Source organism: Candidatus Accumulibacter aalborgensis, from assembly GCF_900089955.1.
Lineage (GTDB): Bacteria > Pseudomonadota > Gammaproteobacteria > Burkholderiales > Rhodocyclaceae > Accumulibacter > Accumulibacter aalborgensis.
This window is the reverse complement of record NZ_FLQX01000044.1, coordinates 1-7,747: the sequence shown is the minus strand read 5'-3', so window position 1 is coordinate 7,747 and position 7,747 is coordinate 1. Positions and strand designations below refer to the sequence as shown.

Genomic DNA, 7,747 nt, shown 5'->3' with positions numbered 1-7,747 from the left:
CCTGGCGGCCAAGAACGCGATCCTGATCGTCGAGTTCGCCAAGATGGAGTACGAGAAGGGCGAACTGTCGCTCGCCGAGGCGACGCTCAAGGGCGCGCAACTGCGCCTGCGGCCGATCCTGATGACCTCGTTCGCCTTCATCCTCGGCTGCGTGCCGCTGGCCATCGCCAGCGGCGCCGGCGCCCTGTCGCGGCAAGTCATGGGCAGCGCGGTGATCGGCGGCATGCTCGCCGCCACCTGCCTGGCCATCTTCATCATCCCGGTGACTTTTTACGTCGTCGAGAAGATCAGTCACAAGGGAGAGACCGGCGTGCGCAATCACGCGGCCGGCGAGGGTGAGGGCGGCCGCGACGCGCCGGAGCCAAGCGGCAAGGAGGATCGCCATGCGTAAGCCACTGCGGGTCACCTTGCTGGCGCTGCTGACCAGCGCTTGCATGGTCGGACCCGACTACGTCCGCCCGCCGGTCGACACGCCGACGGCCTGGCGCCTCAGCGAAAAGGACGCTCGCGACCTCGCCAACACCCTCTGGTGGGAGCAACTGGGTGACCCGGTGCTCAACGATCTGGTGAGCACCGCGCTGCACGAAAACAAGGATCTGATGATCGCTGCCGCGCGGGTCGATCAGTTTGCCGGCAACTACGGCATCGTTCGCTCCGGCCTCTTCCCGCAGCTCAGCGCCGGCGCCGACGCCCGTCGGCAGAGAGACATCAGCGCGGTGGTGATCGGCGCCGGTGGCAGCGAGATCTACAACAGCTACAACGCGGTGTTGAACGCCAGTTGGGAGATCGACATCTGGGGCCGCATCCGTCGCCAGACGGAAGCCGCACGCGCCCAGCTCCTGGCCAGCGAGGAAGGCCGGCGCGGGGTCATCCTGTCGCTCGTCGGCAGCGTGGCCGGCGCTTACATCAACCTGCGCGACCTCGATCGCCAACTGGAGATTGCCCGGGCGACGGCGACGAGCCGCGGCGAGTCTTACGATATCTTCAAGCTGCGCTTCGAGGGGGGCATCATTTCGGTGCTCGAACTGAGCCAGAACAAGTCGCAGTACGAAGAAGCGCTGGCGACCATCCCACCGCTGGAGAAAGCCATCGCCCAGCAGGAAAACGGGCTCAGCGTGCTGCTCGGTCGCAACCCCGGACCGATCCCGCGCGGCAAGGACATCGACCATCTGACGCTACCGGCCATCCCGGCCGGCCTGCCGTCCGATCTGCTTGAACGCAGGCCCGACATCCGACGCACCGAGCAGGACCTGATCGCTGCCAATGCGCTGATCGGCGCCGCCAGGGCGGCCTACTTCCCGACCATCTCGCTGACCGGCCTCTTCGGTTACGCCAGCACCAGCCTGAGCAATCTCTTCTCCAGCCAGAACAAGGTGTGGAGTTACGGCGCACCGATCACCCTGCCCCTTTTTACCGCCGGAGCGATTGCCGGTCAGGTACAGGCCGCAGAAGCCGGGCAGCAGCAGGCGCTGTTTGGCTATCAGAAAGCGATCCAGGAAGCTTTCCGCGAAGTCAACGACTCGCTGGTCAGCCAGGACCGGACGCGCGAACAGCTCAAGGCGCAGCGGCGCCAGGTCGAAGCGCTGCAGCAGTACGCGGCCACCGCCCGCTTGCGCTACGATAACGGCTACACCAGCTACATCGAAGTCCTCGACGCCGAGCGCAGCCTGTTCAACGTTCAACTACAATACACACAGACCCAGCAGGTGGAATTCCAGTCGATGATCAATCTTTACCTGGCCATGGGCGGTGGCTGGGTCAGCGAAGCCGAGAAAGTCGCCGATGCCGCGCTGGTCAAGAGCGACCCCGGCCTCGTGCAGTAGTCCCGACCCACAGCCCTGCGACTCACAGCACAACCCGATGAGCCAGGACAGCAGATCAGCCAAGAATCAAGACAAGAGACCAGCATGACTTCAATCCCCCGCCAGAGCGGTATTCTCCTTCATCCGACCTCACTGCCTGGCCCACATGGCTCGGGCGATATCGGTCCGGCCGCCTATCACTTCGTCGACTGGCTGGTAGCCGCTGGCCAATCGCTGTGGCAGGTGCTGCCACTTGGCGGCGCCGGACCGGGCAACTCACCGTATGTCAGTCCGTCGGCTTTCGCCGGCAATGAGCTGCTGATCGACCTGGACCAGCTCCGTGATGCCGGCTGGCTGACCAATGCCGATCTGGCGAAGGTCCCCGCTTTCCCTGAGGGACGCGTCGATTTCGCGACGGTACGGCCGTTCAGGGTCGCCCTCTTGCGGCGGGCCGCCAAACGATTCCTCGGCCGCAAGACCAGCCCCGAGCACACCGCCTTCGAAGCCTTCTGCAGCGATGCGCACGACTGGCTCGACGATTACGCACTGTTCATGGCGCTCGACAAAGCGCACGGGGGCGACGGCAGAATGTGGCAGGATTGGCCCGCCCCACTCGCTCGCCGCCAGCCGGAAGCGCTGCGCGAAGCCAGACAAAAGCACGCCGACGAGATGAGCTTCTGGCGATTCTGCCAGTGGCGATTCTACGATCAATGGGCGAAGCTCAAGGCCTACGCCCACTCGCGACACATCGAGCTGGTCGGTGACTTGCCGATCTTCGTCGCCGGGCACAGCGCCGACGTCTGGTCGCACCCCGAACTGTTCGATCTCGACAAGCACGGCCGCCCGCGCGTCGTCGCCGGAGTGCCACCGGACTACTTCAGCGCCACCGGACAACGCTGGGGCAACCCGCTCTATCGCTGGTCAGCGCATTCCGCCGAGGGCTATCACTGGTGGGTCGAGCGGATGCGGCAGACGATGAAGCTCTGCGACGTCGTGCGCATCGATCATTTTCGCGGCTTCGAGTCGTACTGGGAGATCCCCGCCGCGGCTGAGACGGCGGTCCACGGCAAATGGCGGCCAGGACCGGGGCAAGCCGTGTTTACAGCCATGCGCCGCGAGTTGAGCGACGCGCAAGGCCGGCTGAGGATCATCGCCGAGGATCTGGGCATCATCACCCCGCAAGTCAGTGCCCTGCGCCAGGCCATCGGGCTGCCGGGAATGCGCATCCTGCAGTTCGCTTTCGACGGCGACGCCAAGAATCCCTACCTGCCGCACAATTACGAAGCCAACACGGTGGTCTATACCGGCACCCACGACAATGACACGACGCTGGGCTGGTGGGAGTCGCTCGGGCACCCGGAGCAGGAGCATATTCGCGCCTACCTGGGCGTTGGCGACGAACTCGGCGAAGAGCCGCACTGGCAACTGATCCGTCTCGCCTGTTCCTCGGTGGCCGCGATGTGCATCATCCCGATGCAGGACGTGCTGGGCCTCGATTCGACGCATCGCATGAACCAGCCCGGCGTCGGGGAAGGCTCTTGGGAGTGGCGCTTCAGTTGGCAGCAGGTCGACGCCACGCACGCCCGTCGCAGCGCCGTCTTGAGCCGCCTCTACGGCCGCCGGCGCGGCTGAGCGCAACTTGAGGTGGTGCGGTCAGGCCACACCACCGGCGCGGCCTGCCTGTCGTCTCCCCTACTTGGCGATCAACAGCAGGACGCCGCGCCCGCACAGGCCGTAACTCGATCCTTCGACGCCGACCAGGTCTTCGCTGCCGGGCGCGCGCACCTGGCCGGCGCCTTCGGCCCAGTTGCAAGTGTCGGTGACGCGATGCCACTTGCGGCTGGTCCCCGGCCAGGGCAGCGTGAAATCGACGTTGTCGCTCCAGGCGTTATAAGCGACGTAGATCGCGGCGGCAGGGTCGCCCAGCTCGCTGCCGTCGATGCGCCAGGCGATCGCGCGCCGGTTCGGGTCGTCGAAGTAGCCGCTGTCGGCAACGCCGCCGTCGGGCTTGAACCAGCGCAGTTGCTCCATCACGTTGCCGTTATTGTCCACGCTCGAATAGAAGTCGACCGGGCGGAGCGCCGGGTGGGCCCTGCGAAAGGCGATCATCGCCCTGGCGAAGGACTGGAAGTGGGTCTGCTCGGTGTCCCAGTTCCAGTTTAGCCAGTTGGCGCTCGAATCCAGGTTGTACGGGTTGTTGTTGCACTGCAGGCTGCGCAACGACTCGTCGCCGCCGGTGATCATCGGCACACCGGCCGAGAGCAGCATCAGCGCCAGGCCATTGCGCGCCGCCTTGCGCTGGTCGGCGGCAACGCCGCCCTGGTCCCAACTGTTGTTGTTGTCCTCGCCACCGTCGGACGGACCGTAGGGCCACGCCTGGCCGTTGTTCTTGCTGTTGCAGGCGTACAGGTCGCGCAGCGTGAAGCCATCATGCGCGACCATCAGGTCGACCGAATTCCAGGGTTTGCGGCCGTTGTTCTCGTAGAGGTCGGCTGAGCCGGCAAAGCGCGTCGCCAGTTGGCCGGTGGTGATCGGCGCGGCGCCCAGTTTGTTCTGGCTCTGGCGAACGATGTCGCGATAGCTGCCGTTCCACTCCGACCAGCCGCTCGGGAAGCCACCGATCTGGTACGAATTGCCGCCGATCGCCCAGGGCTCGGCGACCAGGTCCACGCCGGCGCCGCCACCGGCCGGGCGCGGCGGCAACTCGCGCACGATGCGGTTCAGCGCATTGCTGCTGTCCATCTTGTCGAAGTTGAAGCAACCGACTTCGCAGGTGTTGCCGAGCACCGGCGCGAGGTCGAAGCGGAAACCATCTACGCCCAGCGTGTCGCGCCAGTAGGCCAGGGAATCGACGATCAGGTTCTGCGCCACCGGGTTGTGCGTGTTGTAGTTGCCACCGACGCCGGTGTTGTCCCAGGTGGCCTGCATGTCGCTGGTCAGCGTGTAGTAGGTCGGGTTGTCGAGGCCGCGGAAGCTCAGCACGTTGTAGGTCGTCTTGTCGTTCGACGACCAGGCACCGCCTTCGCCGGTGTGGTTGTACACCACGTCGATGATCACCTTGATTCCCTGGTCGTGGAAGGCCTTGACCATCGCCTTGAATTCGCGTGTCGGGCCGCCGGCGCTGCGGTCGGCCGCGTAACGACGATCGGGGGCGAAGTAGTTGAGCGTCGAATAGCCCCAGTAGTTGTCGTCGGTCGTGCTGTTGGGGAGCAGGTCATTGGTGTCGTTCTGGGTTTCCTGCACCGGCAGGAACTCGACCGCGGTGACCCCCAGGCTCTTCAGGTAGGCCGCCTTGAACCCGGCACCGCGATAGGTGCCGCGAAAGGCGGCCGGAATGCTGTTGTCGTTCATCGTCAGGCCGCGGACATGGACCTCGTACACGATGTCGTCCTTGAACGCGCGCGTCGGCTTGGTGCCAATCGACTGCTGGTCGCCAGCGAGCACGATGCCTCGGGGCGCGACACTGCCGCTGTCGATCGTGCGATGGAGCGGCCCCGAGGCATACGGAGTGCCGTCCGGGTTGGCCGGCGTCGTCGGGTCATGGCTCAGCTCCCGCGCGTACGGATCGACCAGCAGCTTGTTGGGATTGAAACGGTTCCCCTGTGCGTCTACGTCGCTGACGAAACCGAGGCCGGAGCCTTTGCTCCAGCCCGAGTCATAGGTCCAGTTCGGACCCCAGGCGCGGTAGCCGTAGTACACCGCTCCGCCGATGCCGGCACGCGTCAGCCTGGCGCGTGAGACCGCCGTCGACCAGACGCCGCCGCTGCCCGGGGTGAGCGGAATACGCGCTACCTCGGGCGTACCACTCGGCGCGGCGTACAGCCACAGCTCGATGCGCGTGGCGCGCGACGAATAGGCCTTGAAGGTGATCGCGCTGTGGTTGGCGTTGTATTGCGCGCCGAGTTGCGGTGCGTTGATCGCGGCCAGGGCCGGCGTGGAGTTCAGCGTGACGCAACCGAGCGCGACGCAAAGCGATTTGCGACCGAAAGACATGCGTAGGTCTCCTTGAAAGGCGGTTCAGGGCTTGAAGTTGCCGTCGGCGCGGGTCTGAGCACCCGCCGCGCAACTGGTGAACTCCCGGTTGCCGCTGGCGGTGGTCTGGTTGCTCTCCCAGAGGGCGGTCGATCCATCCCACTTGACATATTTGTACTGCACCGCCGTACTGCCCGGCAGTTTGACGGTGCCGCTCCAGGGCACGTTGGCACCCGAACCATCGATAGCCAGCGCAAAGCCGGCGGCCGGGGTCCAGTTGCCGAGACGGGTTTCGTTGCCCACCACGTATACGTTCTGACCAAAGCGGGTAGCGGCATTGGCAATGCTGAAAGTCACGGCGCAACTGCCGCCGCCGGCGACTTTCTGCCCGGTGTAGATCGCCACGGCCGGCACGCTGCTGCCTCCGTCGTTGGCTGCCACCGTGACGCTGGCGTTGCCGCCGGCCTCCACCGCCACCGTGCCACCGCTGCAGGCGCCGCCGCTCGTGTCGAGAGTTCCCTGAATGACGTTGCAATAAGTGCCGGCGGGCAGGCCGGTGGCAAAGGTCTGTGTCCACGAGCTGCGACTGTTGTTCAGCGCGACAAAGCCGACGTTGCCGCGGTTGAAAGCGATCTGATCGTCGTTCTGGCCGACCAGCCAGTTGGTCTGCGCGTGGCCGTTGGTCGCCGAGCGAAACCTGACCATATTGGCGATATCCGACCAGCGATGCACGAAGTCCCAGTCGACGTTGATCTGCGGCACACCCGCCGCGTAGGGGCTGGCCGTCGGCCGATCGTCGTTCGTGTTCCTGAATCGGAAGCCCGAGTGCAGTTGCGCCTCGCCGTAACCCTGCGCGAGCATGAAGATGTTGGCCAGGTCATAGCGCTTGCTGCCCTGCGTGTCGTTGCTGGCGCCGGTGTAGTTGCTCGCGTTGAGCGAAGAGCCGTTGCGCTCGGTGTCCCAGTTATTGACGAAGATGGTGGCGTACTGCGGTGGCACGAAACCCCAACTGCCGCCCCAGTGGCCCCAGGTGCCCATGATCGATGGGATCGACGACAATCTTTTCCCACCTTCACCGCGGAAAACGGCGCGCATCGCCGAAGCGAACTGGAACTCGTTGACCGTGCCTACCGGGAAGTAGTCCGAGCGCGTCACGCCACCATCGGGGATGATCTCCTGTGTCACCCAGATCGGCTCGCCGGCACGCGTCAGCGGGTTGGTCGAGCGCACCGCGTTCATGATACTCAGCAGCGCGGTCGCCGGCATGTGCTTGGCAGCGTCGATGCGGAAACCGTCCACGCCCATGTCGAGCAGGGCGCGCATATAGGTGGCGACCTGTCCCTGCACATAGGCGCTTTCGGTGGCGAGGTCCGGCATGCCCTCCAGGCGGCAGTTCATGACCTTGCTGCGGCCGGCGGCTGACTCGTAGTCCTGGCCGACGATGGTGCACCTGTCGTGAAAGTCCCGCGCGCTGAAGTGGGGGTAGCTCAGCGTAGCCGCGTTCCAGGTGGAACCATCGGTGGCCGTCCCTGCGCCATCGGCCATCTGGTTGACGACGATGTCGGCATAGACCCGGACACCGGCGGCATGGCAGGTGTCGATCATGTGTTGCAACTGCGCCGGCGTGCCCATGCGGCTGCTCAGGTGGCGATAGTTGACCGGCTGGTACACCCCCCACCAACTATCGGCGTTCTTCGACGCGCCCGGCGGCGAGATCTGGACCGCGCCATAGCCCTGCGGACCCAGCCACGCGGTGCACTCGGTCGCGATGTCGTTCCAGCTCCACTGGAACATCTGCACCGAGGTGTCGGGCGGGTTGAAGGTCGCCGCCTGGGCTGCACTGGCCAGTGCCATCAAGCCGGCGGCCGTCAGCAGTGAACGCTGTGCCGGCGGAGCGTGTGTACGGATCGTCGTAATCGTTTAGCCCCCCGCTCGCCGGCACCGCCCCTCAATCAGGCGGCAGCCGGTAGCGG

At 65.5% G+C, this 7,747-nt stretch carries 5 protein-coding genes; 3 read left to right on the top strand and 2 right to left on the bottom strand.

Annotated elements, in window-relative coordinates:
• The 3 genes from ACCAA_RS04300 to malQ form a co-directional block, all read left to right on the top strand.
• Positions 1–391 (top strand): efflux RND transporter permease subunit (locus ACCAA_RS04300; protein ID WP_186406015.1); only part of this gene is annotated, 391 nt, incomplete at its 5' end.
• The gene (locus tag ACCAA_RS04295; RefSeq protein ID WP_186406014.1) at positions 384–1,823 is read left to right on the top strand and encodes an efflux transporter outer membrane subunit; all 1,440 of its coding nucleotides are present in this window, start codon (positions 384–386) and stop codon (positions 1,821–1,823) included. The genes ACCAA_RS04300 and ACCAA_RS04295, both read left to right, overlap by 8 nt.
• 84 nt (positions 1,824–1,907) lie before the next feature.
• Positions 1,908–3,434, top strand: a complete 1,527-nt coding sequence (gene malQ / locus ACCAA_RS04290) for a 4-alpha-glucanotransferase (RefSeq protein ID WP_186406013.1) — start codon at positions 1,908–1,910, stop codon at positions 3,432–3,434.
• Between the two features lie 60 nt (positions 3,435–3,494).
• Here the strand turns inward: malQ and ACCAA_RS04285 are convergent, their stop codons facing one another.
• Positions 3,495–5,795, bottom strand: a complete 2,301-nt coding sequence (locus ACCAA_RS04285; protein WP_186406012.1) for a glycogen debranching protein — start codon at positions 5,793–5,795, stop codon at positions 3,495–3,497.
• A gap of 24 nt (positions 5,796–5,819) precedes the next feature.
• Entirely contained in the window at positions 5,820–7,628 is a 1,809-nt protein-coding gene (locus ACCAA_RS04280; protein ID WP_186406011.1) for a carbohydrate-binding module family 20 domain-containing protein, read from the bottom strand.
• Positions 7,629–7,747 lie beyond the last annotated feature (119 nt).